14 protein-coding genes are annotated in these 23,406 nt (G+C 73.1%); 10 read left to right on the forward strand and 4 right to left on the reverse strand.

Annotated features, from left to right (window positions below):
• Positions 1–208: 208 nt before the first annotated feature.
• A complete protein-coding gene (locus ACGF07_RS34930) occupies positions 209–1,231 on the reverse strand; it encodes a YihY/virulence factor BrkB family protein (protein WP_392905599.1) in 1,023 nt (340 codons plus the stop codon).
• Positions 1,232–1,443: 212 nt separating this feature from the next.
• On the opposite strand from ACGF07_RS34930, the gene ACGF07_RS34935 reads away from it, so the two are divergent.
• Positions 1,444–2,013, forward strand: a complete 570-nt coding sequence (locus ACGF07_RS34935) for a putative glycolipid-binding domain-containing protein (RefSeq protein ID WP_392905601.1) — start codon at positions 1,444–1,446, stop codon at positions 2,011–2,013.
• A gap of 56 nt (positions 2,014–2,069) precedes the next feature.
• Here ACGF07_RS34935 and ACGF07_RS34940 read toward each other — a convergent pair whose 3' ends face one another.
• Entirely contained in the window at positions 2,070–2,495 is a 426-nt protein-coding gene (locus tag ACGF07_RS34940; RefSeq protein ID WP_392905603.1) for an ASCH domain-containing protein, read from the reverse strand.
• A 366-nt stretch (positions 2,496–2,861) separates the two neighbouring features.
• Here ACGF07_RS34940 and ACGF07_RS34945 point away from each other — a divergent pair, with 366 nt between their 5' ends.
• From ACGF07_RS34945 to ACGF07_RS34970, 6 genes are read left to right on the forward strand one after another with little or no spacing between them, the layout of a single operon-like run.
• Positions 2,862–6,488, forward strand: coding sequence for a hypothetical protein (locus ACGF07_RS34945; RefSeq protein ID WP_392905606.1), 3,627 nt, complete (start codon positions 2,862–2,864; stop codon positions 6,486–6,488).
• 3 nt (positions 6,489–6,491) lie between these two features.
• Positions 6,492–10,226, forward strand: a complete 3,735-nt coding sequence (locus ACGF07_RS34950) for a hypothetical protein (RefSeq protein ID WP_392905609.1) — start codon at positions 6,492–6,494, stop codon at positions 10,224–10,226.
• Positions 10,227–10,256: 30 nt separating this feature from the next.
• Positions 10,257–11,210 carry a hypothetical protein gene (locus tag ACGF07_RS34955; protein WP_392905611.1) on the forward strand — a complete coding sequence of 318 codons (954 nt, stop codon included), beginning with the start codon at positions 10,257–10,259 and terminating at the stop codon, positions 11,208–11,210.
• A gap of 8 nt (positions 11,211–11,218) precedes the next feature.
• Complete coding sequence (locus ACGF07_RS34960; RefSeq protein WP_392905614.1) at positions 11,219–11,950, forward strand: hypothetical protein; 732 nt, start codon at positions 11,219–11,221, stop codon at positions 11,948–11,950.
• Positions 11,947–12,861, forward strand: coding sequence for a glutathione synthase (locus ACGF07_RS34965; protein WP_350741794.1), 915 nt, complete (start codon positions 11,947–11,949; stop codon positions 12,859–12,861). The genes ACGF07_RS34960 and ACGF07_RS34965 overlap by 4 nt, the downstream gene beginning before the upstream one ends.
• A gap of 15 nt (positions 12,862–12,876) precedes the next feature.
• On the forward strand, positions 12,877–14,379 hold the full coding sequence (locus ACGF07_RS34970) for a hypothetical protein (RefSeq protein ID WP_392905617.1): 1,503 nt from the start codon (positions 12,877–12,879) through the stop codon (positions 14,377–14,379).
• Between the two features lie 301 nt (positions 14,380–14,680).
• Here the strand turns inward: ACGF07_RS34970 and ACGF07_RS34975 are convergent, their stop codons facing one another.
• Complete coding sequence (locus tag ACGF07_RS34975) at positions 14,681–15,091, reverse strand: hypothetical protein (protein ID WP_392905619.1); 411 nt, start codon at positions 15,089–15,091, stop codon at positions 14,681–14,683.
• An 868-nt stretch (positions 15,092–15,959) separates the two neighbouring features.
• Between ACGF07_RS34975 and ACGF07_RS34980 the strand changes: the two genes are divergently transcribed.
• A complete protein-coding gene (locus ACGF07_RS34980; protein ID WP_392905622.1) occupies positions 15,960–20,300 on the forward strand; it encodes a Pls/PosA family non-ribosomal peptide synthetase in 4,341 nt (1,446 codons plus the stop codon).
• A gap of 387 nt (positions 20,301–20,687) precedes the next feature.
• Here ACGF07_RS34980 and ACGF07_RS34985 read toward each other — a convergent pair whose 3' ends face one another.
• Positions 20,688–21,167: a MarR family winged helix-turn-helix transcriptional regulator gene (locus ACGF07_RS34985; RefSeq protein ID WP_392905625.1), complete on the reverse strand. Its 480-nt coding sequence runs from the start codon at positions 21,165–21,167 to the stop codon at positions 20,688–20,690.
• Between the two features lie 201 nt (positions 21,168–21,368).
• Here ACGF07_RS34985 and ACGF07_RS34990 point away from each other — a divergent pair, with 201 nt between their 5' ends.
• The gene (locus ACGF07_RS34990) at positions 21,369–22,571 is read left to right on the forward strand and encodes an MFS transporter (protein ID WP_392905627.1); all 1,203 of its coding nucleotides are present in this window, start codon (positions 21,369–21,371) and stop codon (positions 22,569–22,571) included.
• A gap of 31 nt (positions 22,572–22,602) precedes the next feature.
• Positions 22,603–23,094: a heme-binding protein gene (locus ACGF07_RS34995; protein WP_392905629.1), complete on the forward strand. Its 492-nt coding sequence runs from the start codon at positions 22,603–22,605 to the stop codon at positions 23,092–23,094.
• Positions 23,095–23,406: the final 312 nt, after the last annotated feature.

A 23,406-nucleotide genomic window follows, 5' to 3' on the forward strand; every position in this document is an offset into this window, starting at 1 on the left:
TGAGCCATGGAAAAGCCTCCTACCAGCGGGGTACGGGTGACAACGCCGTTGATCCTACTGCCCGCCCGCACCGGTGCACCGGGCGTGACCGAGGAACGGACACCCTCCGCGGGGCCGGCGCACCGACCGAGGAGCGGACACCCTCGCGGGTCGGCGCACCGACCGAGGGGTCGGCGCACCGACCCGGAAATCCCGAGGCGCGACCGGCTCAGCCCTCGCCGCCCCCGCGTTCCTCCTCCGGCCAGGTGCGGGTGTCGCGCGGCGGCACGTAGGGCTCCTCGCCCGGCGGCATACCGCCCTCGATCGCCCGCTCGCGGGCCAGCTCCGCATCGAACTCCAACCCCAGCAGGATGGCGAGGTTGCTCAGCCACAGCCACACCAGGAAAACGATCACCCCGGCGAGCGTGCCGTACGTCCTGTTGTACGAGCCGAAGTTCGCCACGTACGCCGCGAAACCGCCGGACAGCACCAGCCACAGCAGCACGGCCAGCACACTGCCCGGTGAGATCCAGCGGAAGCCCCGCCCGCGGACGTTCGGCGCCGCCCAGTACAGCAGCGCGATCATGAACGACACCAGCACCACGAGCACCGGCCACTTGGCGATCGACCAGACCGTCACCGCCGTGTGGCCGACCCCGAGCAGGTCACCGGCCCGCTCCGCCAAGGGGCCCGTGAACACCACGATCACGGCACTGGCCGTCAGCAGCACCATCATCAGCAGCGTCAAACCGACCCGCAGCGGCAGGGTCTTCCACACCGGACGGCCCTCACGGATGTCGTAGACGGCGTTCCCCGCCCGGATGAACGCCGCGATGTACCCGGACGCCGACCACAGCGCACCCGCCACGCCCACCACGGCCAGCACCCCGCCCGTGCTCCGGCTGCCCTGCAACTGGGTGATCGCGGTGTGGAGGATGTCGCGTGCCGACCCGGGCGCGAGCTTCTGCAGGTTGTCCAGCACCGCGTCGGTGGCCGAAGTGCCGACCAACCCGAGCACCGACACCAGCACCAGCAGCGCCGGGAACACCGCCAACACGCCGTAGTACGTCAGCGCGGCGGCCCGGTCCGGCAACTCGTCATCGAGGAACTCCCGCCCGGTGCGCCTCAGCACGCCGAACCAGCCGCGCGCCGGTACCTGCGTCGGCTCGTCCGGCCCTTCTTCCGCCGCCTCCTCGGGGCCGCGGGCGACCCCGTCCTCGTGCTTGCCGTGTCTGCTGCCGAACAGTCCCATGCGCAGCGTGTTCCCTCCGGCCGCCGGTCAAACGTGTTGAACGCCGCCCTGGCGGCCCTGAACGGGAATGATGCGACCCTGCCGGGCCGTGGTCGATCACTCGCCGTCGCCGTCGCCGTCGCCGTCGCAGCCGCCGCAGGCCGTCAGCCGCGGCCCTGCGTGCCCGGCCCGGCCTCCCGGATGGTGTCGGCGACTGGCGTTAGCGTGCTCGGATGAGCACCCGCACGACCGTCCCCACCTGGCGAATCACCGAGACCGCCGGCCTGGAGACCGCCTGGATCGACCTCGGCCCCAGCACCCTGAGCGCCCGCGGACGCGTCGCCGCTGCGCTGCCGACGCCGTACTGGCTCACCTACGAACTCGAGACCGGCGAGGACTTCACCACCCGCCGCCTCCACGTCAGCGCTCACACCCCCGAGACCGTCCGCACCCTCGACCTGCGCCGCGACACCACCGGCCGCTGGACCGTCGACGGCAGCGAACGCCCCGACCTCGCCGGCGCCCTCGACGGCGATCTGGGGCTGTCCCCGCTCACCAACACCCCGCCCGTCCTGCGCCACGGCCTCCACCGCAGCCCGGGCGAACACCACTTCCTGATGGCCTGGGTCCGCGTCCCCGACCTGACGGTCCACCCCAGCCGCCAGACGTACACCCACCTTCGCACCGTCCCCGACGGCACCGCCACCGTCCGCTTCACCTCCGGCGACTACCGCGCGGACCTGACCGTCGACGCCGACGGCCTCATCCGCGACTACCCGGAGCTGGCCCAGCGCCTGCCCTGACGGCGCCCCTGGCGCAGCGCGCCACTGACCCGCTGGTGAGGCCGTGGCCGCGAGGATCAGGACCCTTCGACGACTCGAAAGCGTTGGGCGACCACGAGGGTGTCTCCGTCGACGGTCGGCGTGTGCCCGAGGAACTCCGCCACGCCTGCGCTCCGGAAGAAGTCCTCGTGGGCGGAGCGCCACTGCGCCGCGTCCGCGTAGCCGCGCCCCTCGGCTCGTGCGAAGCCGTCGTCGATCTCGTTCATCGGGACGACTCGTACCTCGGTCAGCTCGATCATGACGGCACTGCGACCCTGCGAGTCCAGCACCGAATACCGCCGGCCCGCCTGCGGCAGGGCTTCACCGGCATGCCGGTAGATCTCCAGCAGGCCGGTGAGCGCGGTCTTCGTACCGTCCTTGATCGCCGTGACCCCGCGATCGCGCTCCGGCCCGGGAAAGGCGAGCTCGAGGGGGCGCGGGTCCTCGCGGTGCGTGTCTGCCATCGGGCGAGCGTACGAAGCGGGCCCCGCTCCGATCAAGCGATGGCGGGGCCTCGGCCTGGCTGTACGTCAGCTCTTTCGCCGGGGCGTCGGCGCTTCATGTGCGCGGGACCGGGTTCAGGCGCGGCGGCGTCGGCGGCTGATGTGGTGACCGTCCGTCGTCGGGGCCGTGGGGGGCGTGGGCTCGTTGGGCCGCCTCCCACCTCCCGACGGGCCGGAACGGCCGAGGACGATTCCGGCGGCTGCTACCGAAAGTGACCGAATTGAGGTCCGCCCGGGCCGGGAATAGCCTGGAATCGCCGAGAGTTGACGGGCGCCGGTGGCCCCGGCCCCTCGACCGGCACTGCGTCCATGCGCTGGGGGCGCCCGATGATCGACCACCCGGCACGGGCCCTGGCCGTCTGCACTCCAGGGCACGGCAGGCTCCACCTCTTCGTGGGGGCGGACGACGGCAGCGTGCGGTACCGGACGTTGGACGGCAGTTGGACCGCCTGGCGGGCGCTGAACCGCCCCTGGCCGTCGCCCGGGGCTCCCGACTTCAACTGGCTGAGTGCGACGGCGCTCGAGGGCGGCCCGGTCGAGGTCTTCGCCCTCGATGCCGACGGCGAACTGTGGCGCCTGCGCCTGGACACCGAGGAGCGGCCGCACTGGACGTCACTGGGCGCCCTCGCCGCGGACGGCGCGGCGACCGGCTTCGCGGCCGTGCCGCGTCGGCCCGGTGAGTTCCACTTCGTCCTGGAGAAGGCCCCGCGGGGCTGGGAGTTCGGGCACTGGCACCCGCGCGAGGGCCCGACGGCGCTCCACGCGGGCGAGCGGGCACTTGGGCTCACCGCGACGGTGGCCGTCCCACCCGGCCGGGTCGACCTCCTCGTCGCCGACACCCTCGAACGGCGCCTGCGCCGTGGACGGTTCGAGGGCGGCGGCCCTCTGGAGCACCAGCCACCCGGGTGGGAGGAGCTCGGAGCCCTGCCCGAGGGGGACCAACAGTCCTTCACCTGTCTCACCGCGACGGAGCGTGACGTCTTCCTGGGCGGCGACCACGGTCTGTGGCACTCCGCCCTGGCACCTCGGCTGGGCTGGGAGCACCTCGGCGGCGACCTCACCACCCACGGCGCGGCGGGCCCCGGGCTGGCCGCCGTGTCCTCCGGTGGTGGCCGGATCGACGTGTTCGCCGTCTGGGCCGATGCCGCGCTGATGCACCGGCGGTTCGACGCCCGCTGGCAGGACTGGCAGCTCCTCGACCTGTCGAACGCAGCTGCGCCCAGCTACCCCGTCCTGCGCCCGGACGACCTGGTCACCCTGACCGTCCGCAGCCAGGGCCTGCAGGAGCGCACCGGCCCGGACGGCACGGTGCAGTTGGTGGCCGGTCCGGGCGGCGGCCGCCTGCTGGTGGAGCTGCCCCCGCAGCACCTGGCCGAGACCGTGGTGGAATCCGGGCAACCGCCCCAGGGCTTCCTCGCCGGCCCGTCCCTCCTGTGCTTCGCCGTCGGCCCTGACCCGGTCACCCTCACCGTGCCCGGCCTGCTCGACGCGATGAACCGGCTGCCGCTGGTCACCACCGCCTCCACCGCCGCCGACCCCGTGACCCGGCTCGAACTCCCCTGGAACCTGCTGCTCGCCGTACAACCGGACGCCAGGTGCACCCACCGGACCCTGCCGGCCACCGGCTCGGCCGGCGGCACTGAGTTGTGGCACAGCCACGTCGCCGGCCCCGACGGGCACCTGAGCGCGCGCCCCGTGCAGTCCCTGGCCGACGGAGCCGACCACGGCACTCCGTTGGACACCTGGTACCGGACGATCGTCACGACCGCCGCCCAGAACCCCGGTCATCCGCTCGCGCTGGACCGGCTGGTCCTGAGCGCCTACGGCGCCCGCTTCACCGCCGCCGCCCACTGGCCCGGGCTGGAGTGGGCCCAGGACGCCGCGCTCGGCCGGGACTTCCACGTCAAGGTGTCCGTCCCCGGTGCGCTGTTCCCGTTCGGCCACCGGGCCGCCTACGTCGAGGTGTCCGACCGCCGGTTCGACGGCACCGACCCCGCCGTGGCCGCCCTGCACCGGAAGGCCTTCCTGATCGTCGCCGAGCCCGTCCGCGACGACTACGGCATCGGGGCGGGCGGCCCGCACGAGCGCAGGTTCCCGTTCCAGCGCGTGGCGATCGACCCCGGCCAGACCGGCGACCTGGACGACGCCTCCTGGATCCCGCTGGGCTCCTCGGCCGGCCCGCCGCGGTGCTTCTGGCCGACCCGTGGCCGGGTACCCGTCGTCTTCACCCTCCAGGCGACGGCCGGGCAGCAGGACGTGGAACTGAACCTGCCGCTGCTGTTCGTCGAGGACGCCGCGACCGGCGCCGCCTACGGCGCGACGCTCGACGGGATCTACGCGAACGGCCCCGACACCGGGGACTTCGCGAACCCCGGCCGGCCGCTCACGGACATCGGCACCCGCCTCCCGCTCGCCATGGAGTCCGCGACCCGGGCAGCGGCGGGCGCGGTACAGGAAGTGCAGTCGATGACCTTCGGCGGGGTCGCGGCCGGGCTGTCCCGCACCGGGGTCGCCTTCTACCCGCAGGTGACCCAGCTGGCCGTCGGCCTGCCGGCGGTCCGCCAGCTGCTCGGCCCGCTGCCCGCGCTCCCCAGCACGATCTCGCAGGCGCTCGCCGCCACTCCGTTGGGCAGCCCGACACCGGACGCACTGCTCGACCTCGTCACCCCGCAGGCGCTCGACTTCGGGGCCGCCGGAGCGCGCGTCGGATCGCTGGCCGCCCCGAACATGACCGTGACGCAGATCTCGCGAACGCTCGGCCCGACCGTCGCCGACCTCCTCCAGACGGATCCCGCGAAGCTGTTCGCCCCGGACGCCACCCTGTTCGGCGTCGTCCCGCTGAGCAGCCTCGTCGATGTCGTCACGGACCCGCCGAAGCTCCTGTGGATCGGCGAGGGCACGCCCACCGTGTCGGCGGAGCTGACCTGGACGCAGGCACTGAGGAAGGACGTCGGGCCGTTCCGCCCCGGTGCCACGTGCGCGCTGAACCTCGACGCCCGGGCCCAACTGGCGGACGGCAAGCCCGAGATGCACGCCACCGGAGCGATCGGCGACTTCACGCTGGTCGTCCCCGGCGAGGACTTCCCGGCGTACGTCGTCCTGACCTTCACGTCCGTGCGCTTCACCGCCGACCCCGGCAAGCGGCTGGACCTGGACGTCCAGCTGTCGGGCGCCACGCTCAAGGGGGACCTGGGGTTCCTCGCCACCCTCGAGAAGTACCTCCCGACCGTGGGCAACGGCGGTCCGCGCATCGACACCTCCGCCACCGCCGTCAGCGCCTCGTACACCATCGTCGTCCCCAGCGCCGAACTGCTGGTGTTCAGCCTGCAGAACCTCACCATCCAGATCGGCGTCACGCTGTCGCTGACCGGCCAGCCCGTCGTCATGGACTTCGCCTTCGGCACCCGGGAGAAGCCGTTCCTCGTCACGGTGTCCGGCTTCGGCGGCGGCGGGTACCTCGAACTCGGCCTCGGCGCCGGCGGTCCGCACAGCGGCCTCCAGCGGTTCACCGGCGGGATCGAGTTCGGCGCCGCCATCTCCATGGACTTCGTCATCGCCTCCGCGGAGGTGCACGTCTTCGGCGGCGTCGTCTTCGCCATGAACGACACCAGCACCGAGATCACCGGCTACCTGCGGATCGGCGGCAGCATCTCCGTCCTGGGACTGATCAACGTCTCGATCGAGCTGACGCTCAGCCTGGCGTACGACGCCACCCGAGGGTCGCTGAGCGGGTCGGCGAAGCTCGTGATCACCGTGGACCTGACCTTCTTCTCCAAGTCCTTCACGCTGGAGTGCCACAAGTGCTTCGGCAACTGCCCGGACGCCGCAGGGCTGCGCGCCCTGAGCGCCGCCGCACCCGGCCCGGATCCGTCGGTCGAGGCCGCACTCGGGCCCGGGCCGCCGGGAACACCCTTCCCCTGGCAGACGTACTGCCGGGCCTTCACGGGAGAGTGACCCATGTCACCATCGACCGGCCTGGAAAGGCAGTTCGTCTGGACCGTGATCCCGGCGGGCCGGGTGGTCGCCGTCCCCGGCCAGGCCGAGCCGATGGCGCTGCTGTCCGTACTGCTGACCCCGCGCCTGCTCAGCCCGGACCCGAACCCGCTCACCCTCGCGGACTTCGGGATGCAGGGCTGGCCGGAGCGCCTCGCCGCGACCGGCTTCGAGGTCCTCGCCGGCGGGCGGCCCGTGCCGTCCTCGCCCGTCCCGTACACCGCCCTCGACGGGAGCAGCATCCGGTTCACGCCGGAGCGCCAACTCGCCGCCTGGCAGGCGCTGTTCCCCGACGGGATGGCCGTGGAGCCGTACCGGGCCACGTCCTTCGACGGGCGGGACACCCGGGTGTTCCCGGCCGGCGACGCCGGTACGGAGGTCCGGAGCATCTACACGGCGACCGCCCAGGCCCTGGCCGCGCACCGCGGCGCGGCGCCGGAGAGCCACGCCGGGCTCCGGGCCGCGCTGCGGACGATCAGCGATCGGTGGCAGACCGGACTGCTGGAGTCCGCCACCGGAGCGGCAGGGGCACCCACGGACCAGCCGGTGCTCGCCCAGGCGTACGGCTTCTACCGGCGCGACCCATCCGTCACGGTGCCGCGCAGTAGCGCGGCGCCCGCGCCCGGGAGCGAGTTCCACCAGACCCTCGCGCACCTGGGCGACCACCCCCTCGTCCTGCGCGCGCTCGGCCTGCTGATCGACCTCGCGGTACCCGCCTCCCAGCTCGCCCCGGCGGACCCGACGGAGCTGAGCGCGGTGCCGCGCTGGCCGAACCCCGACCCGAACCCGCCGCCGGGCTGGGCCGCGGCCACCCAGACCGACCTCTCGCCCACCACGGCCTACCTGTTGGACGGCACGCGCTTCCTGCCGGACTCCGTCGACGGGCTGCCGTGGACCACCGGCTTCAGCGCCGGCCTCCTCCCGCTGGCCGGCACCGGTCTCGCGCCCTCCGGCAACACCCGGTTCGAGATCATGCCCTTCGACGTGGACGGCGCCACCCTGCGGCTGGTGAGCACGGCCCGGTCCGATGCGTCGACGCCGCCGTCCGGCACGTCCCCGGCCGGGGCGCTGCCCGCACTGCACTCGCTCGGGTTCGCCCTCGTGGACCGGGACCGGGAGGACGAGCACCGCAGACAGCTGTTTCGGGCGGCCATGCGCAGCACCCCGGCCGGCCTGCTCTCCCCGGCCCTGCTGGCGGACTCCCTCCTGGGCGGCTACCGGGTCGACGTCTTCGACGACACCACCAACGCCTGGCACTCGCTGTGCCGGCGGCGGGTGCACTACACGATCGGCGGCGTGCCGCTGCTGCCCGACGGCCTGCTGGACGAGGGCTGCCTGCGGCCCGGCGCGGCGGTCACCGGTGCCGGACCGGCCGACCCGCTGTACCTGCACGAGATCGTGGCGCGCTGGGACGGCTGGAGCCTGGTGGCCCGGCGACCCGAGCGGATCACCGACACCGGGGACGCCATGCCGCCGCCGGTGGTGCCGGCCCTCGACACGGTGGTGGAGTGCGACGCAGGCTCGCTGCCGCGGCTGCGCTTCGGCCGCCGGTACCGGTTCCGGGTCAGGATCGCCGACCTCGCCGGGGGCGGCCTGCGCGCCGAGGAGGTGGGCCCCGCCGACGCGCAGACGGACCTCGTCCCGTATTCGCGCTTCGAGCCCCTGTCGCCGCCCGAACTGGTGCCGACCCTGCCCTTCGCCGACGGCGACGGCCAGGACCGCATGGTGATCCGCAGCGACCGCGGCACGTCGGCGGACGACTACGCGGCCGCCCACGGCTACCGCGCCTACGACCTGCGGCACCTGCTGCCGCCGAAGTGCTCGCTCGCCGTGGCGATGCAGTACGACGGCGCGTTCGACACCGCGCTGGGGCCCGCCGCGCCGGCCGCGGAAGTGGCGCGGCTCTACGACGTCGCCACCCGGGCCGACCGCACACTCACCGACCTCCCGGGCGCGCAGGTCGTCCCCGCCGGACCGGACGTGCCCTCCCCGTACGTCGTCGTGCCCGAGACCGACCCGACGCTGCCCTGGCTGGCCGATCCGAGCGGCGCCTTCGTCGCGATGAACGCACGACCCCGGCCGATCGACCCGACGAACGGGCAGCCCGGGGCGATCGTGCCACCCGAGCGGCCCGTGGTGGCCGTCTGGCAGGGCACCTGGCCCGACCTCCGGTCCGCGTCCGTGCGGCTGACGGCGGCCGCGAGCGGCTGCACGGTCAGCCGACTGGATCCCCGTCACCTCACCGTCGCGCTCGGCCAGGCCGAGCAGGTGACCTTCGACATCCCGTCGTGCCTGCAGTACGGCGACGTCGGCCTGTTCGGCATCGCCCGGTGGCAGGGAGTCGACCCGAACAACCCGCAGGCGCAGGACTTCCAGGACATCGTCCTCGGCCGGAACCGCCTGATCACGCCGCCGCGGACGGTCACCATGGTGCACGCCGTGCAGCGGCCGCTGAGCGACCCGGGCGGCCGGCTGACGGCGCAGCGGCAGCCCGGCGGGAACGACGCCGTCCTCGGCACGGACGGACTCCTGATCGACATCCCGAGCACCGAACGCATCGACCTCCACGCCGAGTGGACCGACCAGGACGACAGCCCCCCGGCCGCACCGACCGTCCTCCAGCGGATGGCGCACGTCGGCTCGTACGAGGTCCAGCACCTGCCGCCCACGGAGGCGTTCCCGGTGATCCGCCAGGAGTTCGGCGACACCCGCCACCACCACGTGAGCTACGCCGTGACGGCCGTGTCCCGGTTCGAGGACTGCTTCGGACGCGCTCTCGCCGCCGACCCCGGCGCCTGCCTCGCCACCGGACAGCTCGCGGACACCGACGTGCCGAGCTCGGTGCGGCCGCCCGCCCCGAAACTCCTCCACTGCGTGCCGTCGTTCTCCTGGACCCGCGCCACCGACGGGCAGCAGACGCTCGTCCGGCTGCGCCAGGGCGGCGGTCTGCGGGTCTTCCTGGCGCGGCCCTGGTTCACCTCGGGCGACGGCGAGGTCCTGGCGCTGCTGACCTTCCCCGCCGGGCCGGTGCCCCCCGAGGCGCTCCAGTACGTCACCGTCGCCGGACGCGACCCGATCCGGGACACCGGCGCGCCGCCCGCCGCCCTCACCAGTGCCCAGATCAACGCGCCGGACCAGGCCCAGGTGATCCTGCCCGAGTTGCAGCGCCGACTGGACGCCGCCGTGTACCAGGTCGAGTTCGATCCCGAGGGCGACCGCTGGTTCGTCGACCTCGACCTGGCGCCGGTGGTCTCCGCCTCGTACTTCCCGTTCGTCCGGCTCGCCCTGGCCCGCTACCAGCCGTACACCGTCCCCGGCGTGCCCGCCGTGTCGCAGGTGGCGCTGACCGAACCCGTCCAGCTCGCGCCGCAGCGGCGGCTGACGGTCACCCGCGGCGCGGGGCAGGCGAGCGTCGTGCTGGAGGGCCTCGGGCCCGGCGGCGCGGGGAACGCCGTCCGGACCGAACTCCAGGTCCAGGAGGCCGGGTCGACGGCGACGCCGGACGGGGTCTCCGGCTGGTCGACCGTCCTCACGGCGAACGCCGTCCTCGGGCGGACCAGCCCGATCAGTCTTCCCGACACCGGACAGCAGGCGCAGCGTCTCGTCGTCCAGGAGTTCGAGACCAGGCCCGCCCCCACGGGCGCCGACACGACGGGACGACCGGTGTTCGTCGACGTCGTCCCGCTCGGGACGTGGTGAGCCACGGCGCCACGAGGAGAGAAGACGATCATGGCAGAGATGTTCCCCGACACCGGCCGGCTCCAGCTCGCGAACGGGGCCACCAGCGGACCGGTCCCCTTCACCGTGGACCCCGCGGCGGCGACCTGGGTCCTGCTGATCGTGGCCATCGGCCCGGACTGCGCACCGCTGGGCGGCAGAGCCCCGGACATCGAGCTCCGGGCGGACGCCGGCCTGATCACCGCCGTCCCGCAGGCACCCGCCACCGCGGACATCCTCGACCGGATCGGGGGATCCCCGGTCGCGACCGCGTCCTGGACCCGCGACGCCGACGACGTCTTCACCGTGCAACTGGCCGTCTCCGACCCGGCCGACCGCGGCTGGAGCGTGCGGATCACCAACACCGACCCCCAGGAACTGGGCTTCGTCTGGTCCTCGGAGGGAACCGTCAAGCGGGCCCGGCAGGCGCGACCCGAGCTCGACACCTCGGTGCAGACCACCGTCCTCACCGGCAGGACACCTGCCGACATCCTCGTCCCGATCGCCGACATCGGCCCCGGGCCGATGGAGTTCACCGCCACGGCCGGTCAGCCCATGGGCGCGGGCTTCGTCCTGAAGAGCTTCCCGGCCGGCCTCGCACCCAACGCGTGCGGCAAGCTCCGGATCGGTGTCACGCCTGCCACGGGCACCTTCCCGGGCCCTCCGGAGAACGCCACCTTCAACCTGACCTACCGGGACCCGGTGGAGCGTTCGGTGACCCTGAACCTCTCGCGCACGGAGCAGAAGGGCGGGAAGGACGGCAAGGACGGCAAGGACAGCAAGGAACCGTCGAAGGACCACAAGGACGACAAGGACGGCACCTTGGAGAAACTGCCCGAATTCTCGCCCTCGGGGGGTCCGGCGCCCCGGCCGCCCGAGCACTTCATCCCCCCGGCGCAGCGCCCCGACCTCACGGACAGCGCCCTCAGGGACGAACCCCCCGAACCGCAGCAGGCCGAAGGGTAGGCGCCGCGATGTGGCTGGTGCTCTGCGATCCGGCGGACGAGTCGGCGCTGTGGGCGTACGAGGGGCTGCGAGCGCGCGGGCTGGAGCCCCTGGAACTGCTCTCGCCGCAGACCCTGCTGGGCTCCACCAGGTCGGCGCACCACGTCGACCGGCACGGCGCGGGCTTCGAGGTCACCCTGCCCGACGGGCGCGTGCTGGCCGACCGGGACGTCGACGGCGTGCTCAACCGGGTGGCCTCCGCGCCCTTCGGGATGCTGCCGTTCACCACCCACGCCGACGCCGTGTACGCCCGGGAGGAGCTGAACGCGCTCCTGCTCAGCCTGCTCACCTGCCTGGCTCCGGTCTCGGTCAACCGTCCCTGCGGGTACGGGCTCAGCGGAGCCTGGCGCTCGGCCGCGGAGTGGAGGGTGCTCGCGGCCAGAGCGGGCCTGCCCGCCCCACCGGCGCGGATCTCCAGCAGTCCCGCCGCCGAGTCGCAGCAGGACGTGTCCGGGCGCGGCGACGTCCTGGTGCTCGGCGAACACGTCTTCGGCGCACCCCTGGCCCAGGACGAGGCGGCGTACGTCCGGCTCGCCCGACTCGCCGAGGTCGGCCTGCTCGGAGTCGACCTCCTGCGCGACGAGGGGCACCCGGCGGTCTTCGCCGGAGCCAGCCCGCTGCCCGACCTCCGCCCCGGCGGCGATGCGTTCCTCGACCGCCTGTTCAAGCACCTCACCGAGCTCTCGCCGGGTTCCCCGTGATCGTCGTCTGCGGCATCGCCAGCGAGTCGCCGGTCGCCCGGGTCACCGCCGAACTCGACGGACTCGGCCTGCCGTACGCCATGCTCCACCAACGGCGCTTCCGGGAGCTGCCGTTCGAGCTGGAGGCCACCGGCGCCGGAGTCCGGGGGAGCGTGGCGTACAACGGCGGATCCGTCGACTGCGGCGCCGTCACCGGCATGTACCTCCGGCTGATGGACTGGCGCAGGCTCCCCGAGCTCCGTGGGGCGGGCGAGGAAACCGCAAGCAGCTGCCGTTCCTGGCACTCAGCCCTGTGCACCTGGGCGGAGATCGCCCCGGGATGCGTGATGAACCGGGAGAGCGCGACGGCGTCCAACGTGTCGAAGCCCCGTCAGTCCCAACTGATCCAGCGGTCCGGCTTCCGGGTCCCGGAGACGTTGGTGACCAACGACCCGGACCTCGTCCACGAGTTCAGGGCACGGCACGGCGAGCTCGTCTACAAGTCGATCAGCGGTGTGCGGTCCATCGTCCGGCTCCTCGATCGGGCGGCGGTCGAGCGGCTGCCGCTGATCCGCTACTGCCCGGTCCAGTTCCAGCGGTACCTCACCGGCACCAACATCCGGGTGCACACCGTCGCCGGCGAGGTGTTCGCCACCCGGATCGAGACCGACCGGGTGGACTACCGCTACGCCCGCAGCGACGGCGGCCGGGCCGTGCTCTCCGCGTGGCAACCGCCCGACGACCTGGCGGAGCGCTGCCTGCACCTTGCCGGACAGCTCGGTCTGCCGCTCGCCGGCATCGACCTGATGCTCGCCGACGACGGCGAGGTCTACTGCTTCGAGGTCAATCCCTGCCCGGCCTTCACCTACTACGAGGCCAACACCCGCCAGCCGATCGCCCGTGCCGTCGCGCTCGCGCTCGCGGGACGCTGAGAAGAGGAGACTCCGATGGCGCAGCTCGTCCTCACCGGCCAGATCCGGGGCCAGTCCACCACCCTGTGCAGCTTCACCATCGCCGTCGACGGCGGCGCTCGCGTCGGACCGGACACCGTCGTCCTGGACCAGTCGATCTTCACCATCCCGGACACCGACACGGCGGTCGACATCGAGGCGGCCGCGGTCGACCGGACCAAGTACGGAACGCTCACCGCCCACCTCGACATCGACGCCGACGGCACCGTCCAGGCCACGTTCCCGCCCGGCGACAACTGGCCCCCGCCCACCGTGTCGCCGTCCGCGGTCGGCCAGACGGTCATCATGACGGTCCACTTCTCGCCGCTACGCGACGTCACCGAACAGGCGCGGCTCAGCCTGGACCAGACCGGCAGCGACTACCCGGGCAGCCCACCCGCCCCGGCGCCCGGCGACATGAGCTTCCGCAACCCCGGCGTGACGCTGCCGCCCGCGGCCTACTCCCCGCCGCCGGCCGTCACCGACACCACCTTCATCGCCTCGCCGTCGGTCGCCGGGGGCGCGATCCAGGTCGAGACCCTGAGCGTGATACCTGACGGCGAGGCCGTCGTCCTGCAGCTCCCCGGGGTCGACGCGCCGCAACTGGTCGCCGTCTACTGGCCCTCCAGCGTGTCACGGGACGCCGGCGCACCGCCCGCGTCCTTCCTGGTCTACTTCCACGCGGGCATGGCCCAGAACTCGCCCGCCTTCTACAACGACGCCCGGGACCGCCACGACCCGGTCACCGGCGGCACCTACCCGTTCGGCTGGGACTATCAGTTCTTCGGCCTGCTCAACTACCTGCAGTACATCGGCGATCCGTTCCTCGCCAATCCCTTCGCCAAGGGCCTCGCCCTCCAGCTCGACAACGCGGGAAGCGACGTCGTGCTCGTGCTCCCGCTGGCGCGGGTCGCCGGCACCCCCTGCGACGAGGTCTCGTCGTTCGCCGACGCCGACTTCCTCCAGGAGTACCTGCCGGAGATCCAGGCCTTCATGTGCCGGCGCACGGGCAACTTCGGGTTCGGCCCGATCGACCGGCTTGCCATGGCGTCCTTCAGCAGCGGCCACGCAGCCCTGACCTGCTTCCTCGGCAACAGCACCAACCAGGCCCACCCGCTGTACCTCGACACCCTCCAGGAGGTGTACCTGTTCGACCCCCACGCCGACCTGGTGATCGAGACGCTCGGCCCGCTGGTCCAGGTCGCCGCGTGGGCCGCTCGGGGCACCTCCGGCTCGAAGGTCGCCCGCCTCTACACCCAGAACGACCCCGCCCAACTCGCCCCGCTCCTGGCCCGACTCGGCGTGACCGCCCCCGGCCCCGCGCCCTTCGACGCCGCCACCCCGGACGACCGCTTCTCGCTCACCGCGCTTCCCCTGGCGGCCTGGAACGCCCTGGCCACCCAGCTCGGCAGCGGCGTCCCTTACGCCAACACCGGCCAGGTGCACCAGGTGATGTCGGCCCTGATGCTCACCGACGCCCTCCGCCGCAGTCGGCTCTGACACCGTCCGCCGGCCGCCGGCCGGTCGAGGGCGGGTCTGCCCGGCGGGCGACGTTCTGGCCGTTGAACCGCCTGAGTCCCGGTGGCGCTTCCGGGGGGTGCTTCGTCGTTTCGGGTCGATGGTGACCGGGTGTGGAGGAACTGGCGGGGGTGGTTCTACCCCTGCGGGTCGTCGGTTGTTTCGTCTCGGTCGTTGCCGGCCTCGCGGCGTCGTTCCTGGGGTGGCATTCGGCGTAATGGCCCACATCTGCACCTCTCGATGGTGTCGGGGCCGTCGGGAGGCGCGGGTGTGGTGGTGGGGGTCAGGTGCGGGTGCAGGTGTGGGTGGTGTGGTTCGTGTCGGCGGTGTGGGTGATGGTCAGGGTGGTGCCGTCGTAGTTGACGGTCAGGGTTTCGCGGCTGCTGTCGGCGGTGCCGGGGGGTTGCCAGGGGAGGGTGAGGTGGGCGGCGTCGCCGATGGTGGCGGGGACGTTGAGGGCTTCGGGTGAGCGGTGTTCGTTGACCAGGGGGCTGGGGCCTTCGAAGATCGTCAGTGCCAGGTGGCCGCCGCGTAGGAGGAAGCTGCCGCGCCAGGTGGCGTTTTTGCCGCTGGTGGCGGTGTCCCAGGTGATGGTCCAGCCGCCGTTGCCGCCGCCGTCGGTCTGGACGGTGGCTTTGCCGTGCATCGCCTTGCCGCGGGAGGTGGTGGACTGGACCGTCCAGGTGCCGCGCACGAAGGCGTCGAAGGCGCGGTCGGCGAGGGTGGGTTTCCCACTGCCGGACGGGACGGCGGTTGCGGTGGCGGGGGTGGTGGGGTGTTGGTGGCGGCGCCGGGTGCGGTGTGGTCGTTGGTGTCGGTCGTGGTTGTCGCGCCGTCACCGCTGGCGCTCCTGCTGGTGCTGTCGGCGCAGGCGGCGGTCAGGGCGGAGCCCAGGCCCAGGGCCAGGTAGCGCAGGGCGTTGCGGCGGCCTATGGCGCGGGCGGCGGCGCCCAGGTGACGGATGGTCATGGTGTTCTTCCCGTTGCGGCAGGCTGGTTGGCCGACGGGGAGTTTAGTGCTGCTGCCAGCGCCCAGGGCGGAGGGTTCCGGGTGCGGGCGGGCTGCTGCGGGCTCGGGCCCGCTGGTCGGTGGTCGGTGGTCGGTGGTCGGTGGTCGGTGGTCGGTGACGGGGTTGCGGGGTGGCCGGGGTGTGGTGGGGTGCCGGCTTGATGGGTGTGTGCTGATACCCCGCCGGAGGGATCGAGGGATCGAGGTCGGGGGTGGGGTCGGTGGGGTGGCGGTGTTCGCATGGGGGTGCGAGTTGGGGAACGTGGGGGCGATGGAGGTGCGGTGCGTCGGTGGCCGTGGGGTTCCTACGCGCGGGGTGGGGTCGGTGGGGGTACGGGGTCTTTGAGCTGGGGGTTGTTCGTCCGGCCCGGCGTGCGGGAGGTGTTGCGGCGGGTGGGGCGTGGGTGTGGTTGGTGGTCGTGGGATGGAGTGGTGGCGATCTGGGGCCTCGGGTGGGTGGCAGCATGTGGTGGTGAGGTCACGGCATGTAGCGCTGGTGGGGGTGGTGTGCCGCCCGCGCTGGAGGAGTCACGGAGGCGAGGGATCTTTTCCCGATGGACGTACGCCATGAATCGGCTGGTCCTGGCATTCTGTACCGCCCGCGTGCGGGGGGTGCTGGTTGGCCGGCGGTTGCTGCGGCGCCGGCCCGTAGTCTGCTCGACATTCTCGCCGTGACGGCCGGCGCCCATCCGTGTGCGCCGGCGTTGGACACGGGTGACGGTGTGTTGGACTACCGCTCGTTGATGGGGCGGGTGGAGGCGTTGGCCGGGGTTCTGGCCGGGCACGGGATCGGCCGTGGTGATCGGGTGGGGGTGCGGGTGCCCTCGGGTACGGCGGATCTCTACGTCGCGATCCTGGCGGTGTTGCGTTGCGGTGCGGCCTATGTGCCCGTCGATGCGGAGGATCCGCAGGAGCGTGCCGACCTCGTCTTCGGGGATGCCGGGGTGTGTGCCGTGGTGGGGGAGGCGGGCCGGCTGCATGCCCCGCCGGGTGCGGCGCAACCTTCGGGTCGCCCCGGCTGGCCGTCGGCGGATGAGGACGCCTGGGTCATCTTCACCTCCGGCACCACCGGGCGTCCCAAGGGTTGCGCGGTCACCCATCGCAGTGCCGCGGCGCTGGTCGACGCGGAGGCGCGCCTGTTCCTGGCCGGCCGTCCGTTGGGGCCCGGCGACCGTGTGCTGGCGGGCTTGTCGGTGGCTTTCGATGCCTCGTGCGAGGAGATGTGGTTGGCCTGGCGCCATGGCGCCTGCCTGGTGCCCGCTCCTCGTGCGCTGGTCAAGTCGGGTGCTGATCTCGGCCCGTGGCTCGTGGACCGGGGGATCACGGCGGTCTCCACCGTGCCGACGCTGCTGGCCCTGTGGCCGCGTGAGTGCCTGGACCGTGTCCGTCTGATCATCGTCGGGGGCGAGGCCTGCCCGGCCGAGCTGGTCGAGCGCCTGGCTGTCGAGGGCCGCGAGTTCTGGAACACCTACGGCCCCACCGAGACCACCGTCGTGGCCACCGCCGCCCGCCTGCTCCCGGGGCATCCCGTACGCATCGGCACCCCGCTGGACGGCTGGCAGGTCGCCGTCGTCGACCCGGACGGCCACCCAGTGCCCTGGTACGGGAGCGGTGAGCTGCTGATCGGCGGTGTCGGTACCGCCCGTTACCTCGACCCCGTGAAGGACGCCGAGAAGTTCGGCCCCCATCCCGCGCTCGCGTGCCCGCGGGTCTACCGCAGCGGCGACCTCGTGCGCAACGACCCCGAGGGCCTGGTCTACCTCGGCCGCGCCGACGACCAGGTCAAACTCGGCGGGCGGCGGGTGGAACTCGGCGAGATCGACGCCGCCCTCCACACCCTGCCCCATGTCCGTGCCGCGGCCGCCGCCGTGCGTACCACTCCCGCCGGCACCGACGTGCTCGTCGGCTACCTCGTCGCCCAGCCCGGCACCCGCCCCGACCTCGCCGCGGCCCGCCGCCACCTCCTGGAACGCCTGCCCGCGCCCCTGGTCCCGGTCCTCGCGCTCGTCGACTCCCTGCCCACCCGTACGTCCGGCAAGGTCGACCGCACCGCCCTGCCCTGGCCCCTGCCCGGTACCGGCAGCACCTCGAGCGTCCCCGGCAGGACCGCCAGCACCTCGAGCGCCCTCGGCAACACCGGCAGTACCGGCAGTACCGGCAGCGTTTCTGGCAGGACCGGCACCCTCGGCGCCCTGGGTGGTGGCGTTGTGCCCGGTGTCGGCGGCGCGGCCCCCGCCTCCGTCCCGGCCACGGCTCGTGAGGGTGCGTCTGTCTTGGTCGGTGAGGACACGGTTGGTTGGCTTGCCGGTCATTGGCACCGGTTGCTCGGTACCGTGCCCGCCGAGAGCGATGACTTCTTCGCTCTCGGCGGCTCCAGCCTCACCGCTGCCCGTCTGGTCTCGGAGCTGCGGGCCCGCCACGGTGGGATCTCCGTCGCGGACCTGTACGCCCATCCCGTCCTGGGTGACCTCGCTGCCTACCTCGACTCCCGCACCCTGCCACCCGTCCCCGCATCCACCGGGCCCGTCGCCGTGACCGGACCCCGCCCCGGCGCGGGAGCGGGAGCCGAGGCCTGGGTCGGGGAAGGAGCCGGGGCTGGGACTGCGGCCGCCGGTCCCTTACCTCCTGGGACGGGGACCGCTCCGGGCCCGCGATCCGCGGGAGCTCAATCTGCGGGCCCCGGCCCCGCCGCCTCGGGCCCGCGGGTCGCCGATGTGCGGCGTGCGGGGGTGGCGTCTGGTGTTCCGCGTGGTGCTGGTTGGTGGCAGGGCGTGGTGCTGTGCGCTGTGTTCGCTCTCACTGGTCTGCGGTGGATTCTCCTGCTGGCCGCTGCCGACAATCTCCTTGCTCCCCGCCTGGCGTGGGCGCCTCACAGTTCGTGGTGGCCGGTGATCGTCGGCCTGTTCCTCTTCCACACGGCTCCTGGCCGGGCGGTGGCGGCCGCTGCCGGTGCCCGCGTGCTCACTGCTGGTCTGCGTCCAGGAAGTCACCCTCGCGGTGGCCGTGTCCATCTGCGTCTGTGGGCTGCCGAGCGCTTCACCGCGGTGTTTGCCCCGGCCACTCTCAACGGCACGCGGTGGGCCCTGCGCTACGCCCGTCTCCTCGGTTGCCGGGTCGGTGGGGACGTGAGTCTGCACGCGCTGCCCCCGGTGACGGGCCTGGCGCGTATCGGCCGCGGTGCCACCGTCGAACCCGAAGCCGACCTCGCCGGTTGGTGGCTCGACGGCGACGTTCTCCACCTCGGCCGCCTGGACATCGGCGAGGGCGCCGCTGTCGGCCATCGCGCCGTCCTCATGCCCGGCGCCCGTGTCGGCGCCCGCGCCCAGATCGCTCCCGGCGCCTGCGTCACCGCCAGCGTCCCGCCGGGCGAGCACTGGAGCGGCAGTCCGGCTCGCCCCACCCACTCCACCACCGTCTGGCCCGCCGCGCCCGCTCGCGCCACGGCCCGCTGGGATGCCGCCTACACCGCCGCCACCATCGTCTTCGGTCTCGTCCCTTTCCTCGCCGCCCTGCCGGCCCTGCTCATCGCCTACCCACTCCTGGACCGCGACCCCACCCTCACCCGGGCGCTGCTCCAACTGCTGCCGCTGACCATCCCGCTCACCGTCCTCACCACCGCCTGCCACGCCGCTGTGACCGCCGTGCTCATCCGTGCGTTCTCCTGGCCTCTGCGGCCGGGCTTCCATCCCGCCACCGGCGGCGTCGCTTTCTGCGCGTGGGCCGTCACCACCCTCGCCGACAGCGCCCGCCGCACTCTCTTCCCCCTCTACGCCAGCCTCCTGACCCCTCTGTGGCTGCGCCTGCTCGGTGCCCGGGTGGGACGCCATGTCGAGGCGTCCACCGTCCTCGCGCTGCCGACCCTGACCCGGGTCGACGACGGCGCCTTCCTCGCCGACGACACCCTCGTCGCCCCCTACCGCCTGCGCGGCACCTGGCTGCACCTGGGCCGCTCCCACATCGGACGCCGTTCCTTCGTCGGCAACTCCGCCGTGGTGGGCCCTGACCGCCATCTGCCCGACAACTGCCTGGTCGGTGTCCTGTCCGACACCCCCGCCCACCTCCGCGAAGGCTCCTCCTGGCTGGGCCGGCCCCCCTTCGCGCTGCCCCGCGCCGTCGAGGCCGCCGCCACCAGCCGCACCTACGACCCGCCCCGGCGCCTGCGGTGGGCACGCGCCGGTGTCGAGGCCTTCCGCGTGGTGCCCCTCGTCCTCGCCGCGCTGCTGGGCGACCTCGTCCTCGCCGCTCTCCAGGCGATCCGCGACGACCACGGCCTGCCCGCCGCCTGCGCGGCCGCGGTTCCCGTCCTGATCACCGCCTGCGTGTGCGCCTGCGCCCTGACCACCGCCGCCAAGTGGCTCCTCGTCGGCCGTTTCCGTCCCGGCGAGCACCCGCTGTGGTCCTCCTTCGTGTGGCGCAACGAGCTCTACGACACCTTCGTCGAGGAACTCGCCATGCCCTTCGGCGGCGCCGCCCTCACCGGCACCCCCTACCTCAACCTGTGGCTGCGCAGCCTGGGCGCCACGATCGGGCGCGGGGTGTGGTGCGAGACCCACTGGCTGCCCGAGAGCGACCTCGTCACCGTCGAGGCCGGCGCCAGCGTCAACCGCGGCACCGTCCTGCAGACCCACCTGTTCCACGACCGCGTGATGCGCCTGGGCCCCGTCCACCTGGGCGCCGGCTCCACCACCGGACCGCACTCGATCGTCCTGCTCGACTCCGAACTCGGCGCGGGCACCACCGTCGGCCCCGCCTGCCTGGTCATGCGCGGCGAACACCTTCCCGACGCCACCCGCTGGCTCGGCAACCCCGTCGCCGCCTGGAACGCCGACCCCACCCCGCCACCCGGACGCCGCACCGCCCGCCACCACAACCGCCACCGCCGCACGACACCGTGACGGCACGACCGGCAGGACTGCCACGACCGGCGTGACGGGTGGCGAGGGTGTGGCGGGGGTGCCGGGGGTGGTGACGAGTCGGCGCCGCACCTGACTCCGCTCGCTCGCCACCGGCGACCCGGCATCCGGCACCAGGCCCGTGACCGAACCCGAGCCCGGGCCCGGCCACACCGGCGTGCCCACGCCCGTGCCCTCGCGGGTTCGAGGTGCTCTGCGGGTGGTCGCGTCGGTGCCCTGGTCGGCCGGTGGTCCGAGTCCGGGGCATCGGCACGTCGTGCGGGCGCGGTGGCGCGGCCGGGGTGGGGGAGCGGGTGTGGCGGTGCGGGGCTGCGCCGGCCAGGGGAAAAGGGGCGCGCGGGGCTGCGTCGGCTGAGGGCAGGCCGCCGGTTATGGGTGGGTGTGGGTGGAGGTGGGCGGGGGGTTGATGGCTTTGACGGCGTGGACGAGGGGGGCGAGTTCGGGGTTTTTGGCGGCCTCGTCGAGGGCTTCGCGTAGGGCGGTGTCGTTGGTGGGGCGGGCCTGTTCCAGCAGGGTGAGGCCGTCGTGGGTGACGTCGGTGTAGATGCCGCGTCGGTCGGTGGGGCACAGGTAGCGGGCGAGCAGGCCGCGGTCCTCCAGGCGGGTGACCAGGCGGGTGGTGGCGCTTTGGCTGAGTACGACCGCGTCGGCGACCTGCTTCATCTGCAGGTGGCCGCCCTCGCCGTCGTGCTGGCGGCTGAGCACGTCCAGCAGGGAGTACTCGCGCACGCTCAGATCGTGCTCGGACTGCAGGGCGCGTTCGATGTGCGCCTCGATGCGGCCGTAGAGGAGGTAGAGGGCGGCCCAGCCGTTGGCGAGGGCGGTCAGCGCAGGGTCCGTGGCGGTCATGGGCCCGGTCTCCTTTCTAGGTGCTCCACGCCCCAGGATAAGCCATACGACAAAATATCAGCTAGAGCATATAGAACGCTTATGCAAGTAGAGTGAGGCGAGGGTCAGCGGCGGAAGCTGATTGCCAGCATTTGCACATATGCCGCGTCTGCAACTAACGTCGGATGTGTCCGCACTGGCAACCGCATGAAGGGTCGTGTCATGCCCCTCGCACTCCTCGCCCTGGCCATCGGGGCGTTCGGGATCGGGACCACCGAGTTCGTGATCATGGGCCTACTGCCCGAGATCGCCGGCGACTACGGCGTCTCCATCCCCACCGCCGGCCTGCTCGTCACCGGCTACGCGATCGGCGTCGTTCTCGGCGCCCCGCTGATGACGGTGCTCGGCACCCGGATCAGCCGCAAGACGATGTTGATGCTGCTGATGGGCCTGTTCACCGCCGGGAACCTGATCTCCGCCACCGCGCCGACCTTCGCCGTCATGCTCGCCGGACGCATCGTCGCCTCCCTCGCGCACGGCGCTTTCTTCGGCATCGGCTCCGTGGTCGCCGCCGAACTCGTCGCCCCCCACAAGAAGGCCGGCGCCATCGCCACCATGTTCACCGGCCTGACCCTCGCCAACGTCGTCGGCGTGCCGCTCGGCACCTTCGTCGGCCAGGCCGTCGGCTGGCGCACCACTTTCGCCGCCGTGGCCGTCCTCGGTGTGGCCGGGCTGCTGGGCATCGCCCGGCTCATACCCGCTGTGCCGCGCCCTGAAGGCGCCCACCTGCGGCGCGAGCTCACCGCTTTCCGCAATCCGCAGGTCCTGCTCGCCATGGCGATGACCGTCCTCGGCTTCGGCGGGGTATTCGCCGCGATCACCTACATCGCCCCGATGATGACCCACGTCGCCGGCTACTCCGAGGGCGCCGTCACCTGGCTGCTGGTCCTCTTCGGCGCCGGCATGTTCCTCGGCAACCTGCTCGGCGGCCGCTTCGCCGATCGCCGGCTCATGCCGATGCTCTACGCGAGCCTGGGCGCCCTGGCCCTCGTCCTGGGCCTGTTCACTTTCACCGCCCACGACAAGACCGCCGCCGCCGTGACCATCCTGCTCGTCGGCGCGCTCGGCTTCGCCACCGTCCCGCCCCTGCAGAAGCGCGTCCTCGACCAGGCCCACGGCGCACCCACCCTCGCCTCGGCCGTCAATATCGGCGCCTTCAACCTCGGCAACGCGCTGGCGGCCTGGCTGGGCGGCACCGTCATCTCCGCCGGCCTCGGCTACACCGCCCCGAACTGGGTCGGCGCGCTGCTCGCCGCCGCCGCCCTCGTCCTCGCCCTGTGGTCCGCCGCCCTGGAGCGCCGGACTTCCACGCCCGCCGCCACCACTGCCACCACCGCCGACGCCGCAGTGCCCGCCCACCACTGACCGCCCGCCCCGTTCCCGAGGAGAAGCACCCATGAACCCCACCACTGCCCCCGACACCACCGCCGCCGACGCCTCCACCAGCACCGCTACTGCTGATGTCCCTGCCGCGGGCGCGGGCGTGGCGGTGCTCACCACCGCTGCCGCTGAGACTCTCCTCGACGCCGCCTGCGCCGCTGCCCGGGCGGCTGAGGTTGCCGTCAGCGTCACCGTCCTGGATGCCGGCGGCCACCTGCTGGCCTTCCGCCGCGACGAGCGCGCCGTCCTCATCTCGGGCGAGACCAGCACGCGCAAGGCCTACACCGCCCTGCAACTGGGCGCCCCCACCGCCGACCTCGTCGACCTCGTCAAGCCCGACGGCCCCTTCCACACCCTGCCCACCGCCCTGGACCGCCCCCTGCTGTTCATCGCCGGCGGCATCCCCCTCCACCGCGAGGGCCGCCTCATCGGCGCGATCGGCGTCGGCGGCGGCACCCCCGACCAGGACCACGCCTTCGCCGCCGCCGCCCTGCGGCACCTGCCCTGACGCCGTCGCCGGCCCCGCCGCCCCGCGCGACAAGCGGTCCCGCCCTCACTGCTCCCGGGCGGTAGCCCGCACGCGCGCCGGGTCTCGCCGGGGCCGGTCGGCGCGGATGCGGGCGAGCGGCAACGGCCGGATGACCGCATCCCAGCCGCCACCGCCTCGCGCGACACCCTCCCCGACCTGAGAGCCCGGAGTCGGAGAGCCCGGAGTCGGGGTGGCCGGGGTGGCTGGGGGGCGGGGTGGTTGGTGGTGTGGTCGGGTTGGGGGTGGTCCTGGTTTCTGGTGTTTTTCGGGTTCGGGTTGGGGGGTGTCGGC

The sequence above is a fragment of the Kitasatospora sp. NPDC048194 genome (assembly GCF_043202455.1).
GTDB lineage: Bacteria > Actinomycetota > Actinomycetes > Streptomycetales > Streptomycetaceae > Kitasatospora.